This window comes from Microbacterium sp. Bi128 (genome assembly GCF_918698205.1).
On record NZ_CAKKMM010001427.1, the window covers coordinates 1 to 1284 of the forward strand.

Annotated in this window: 2 protein-coding genes; both read right to left on the reverse strand. The window is 68.8% G+C overall.

Annotated features, from left to right (window positions below):
- Positions 1–591: carboxylesterase family protein (locus LQV45_RS33370; RefSeq protein WP_230012033.1), on the reverse strand; the 591-nt coding region annotated here is incomplete at its 3' end.
- Between the two features lie 6 nt (positions 592–597).
- The coding region (locus LQV45_RS33375; protein ID WP_308288968.1) for a FadR/GntR family transcriptional regulator at positions 598–1284 on the reverse strand (687 nt) is incomplete at its 5' end.

Here is a 1284-nt window from a genome sequence, read left to right on the forward strand (position 1 = left end):
GTGCGCGACGGCGTCGCCCCCTGCGGATTGCCCGAACGCGGTGACGCGGCCCGGATCGCCGCCGAAGGATGCGATGTTGCGCTGCACCCACCGGAACGCCTCGATCTGGTCGAGCAGGCCCAGATTGGCGGGACGGCCGGTGCTGGTGGACAAATATCCGAAGAGGCCCAGCCGGTAGGTCACCGAAACGACGATCACCCGGGTTTCGGCAACCAGCGCTGCGGGGTCGAAGATCGCCAGATCCCCGGAACCGGACGTGTAGGACCCGCCGTGCAGCCACACCATTACCGGCAGCCGTTCACCGTCGTGGAGATCGGCAGGCAGGGTGATGGTCAGGCGCTGGCAATCCTCGCTGCCCGGAAGTTCGCCGTAGCGGGTGCCGAGCACGTCATCCAGGAAGGGCACCGGCGCCTGCGGGCACGCCGGAGACAGGGATGTCGCCTCGAGCGTCTCGGCCCAGTCGGGTGCCGGCGCGGGCGGCTGAAAGCGTTCCGCGGTGGCGTAGGGAATGCCGGCGGCACGCACGACGGCGCCGTCGCGCCATCCGGTGATCGGGCCACACGGCGGATCGAAGGAAAGGTTCACGTTCATTCCGGTCTAGCTGTTCTTCAGGAGGGCAACGTCGGAGACAAGATCAATGTGCTCCAGCATCGCCGCCGCGGCGGCCGCCGAGTCCCGGGACCTGATCGCGTCGGCGATCTTGCGGTGGGAGGCGAGCGACTGCTCCGGCCGGCCGGGCTGTGCGAGCGATTCGAGGCGCGTTTCCAGGACCATGCCGGCAATGAAGGTCATGAGCTGGGCGAGGACTGCCGAGTGGGCCGCGGCGGTGACGGCCTGGTGGAACAGCTCGTCGCCGCGTGCGCCGCGGTCTCCCGAGGCGACCTCTAACGCCATGGCTTCGAGGGCGTGATCGATCGCGTCCATGTCCTGCTCCGTGCGGCGGGCCGCGGCCAGTTCGGCCAGCTTGACCTCCAGCGTGCTCCGCGCCTCAACGATCTCGGGCAGACGGCTCCGGTGTTCGCGGAGGCCTTTGATCACGGAGGGAACGTTCGGCCGGTAGACCAGCACCGCTCCGGTGCCGTGCTGGACGTCGATCACGCCAAGCACCTCGAGGGCCACCAGGGCCTGCGCCAGGGTGGCACGGGAAACCCCCAACCGCTCGGCAAGTTCCCGCTCGGCCGGCAACGTGTCCCCGGGGCCCAGCTCGGCGGTCTCGATGAAGTCCATGATCTGCTCCACCAGCTGCTCGTAAAGCCGGGGCCGCGAAACGCGGGAAATCTGATG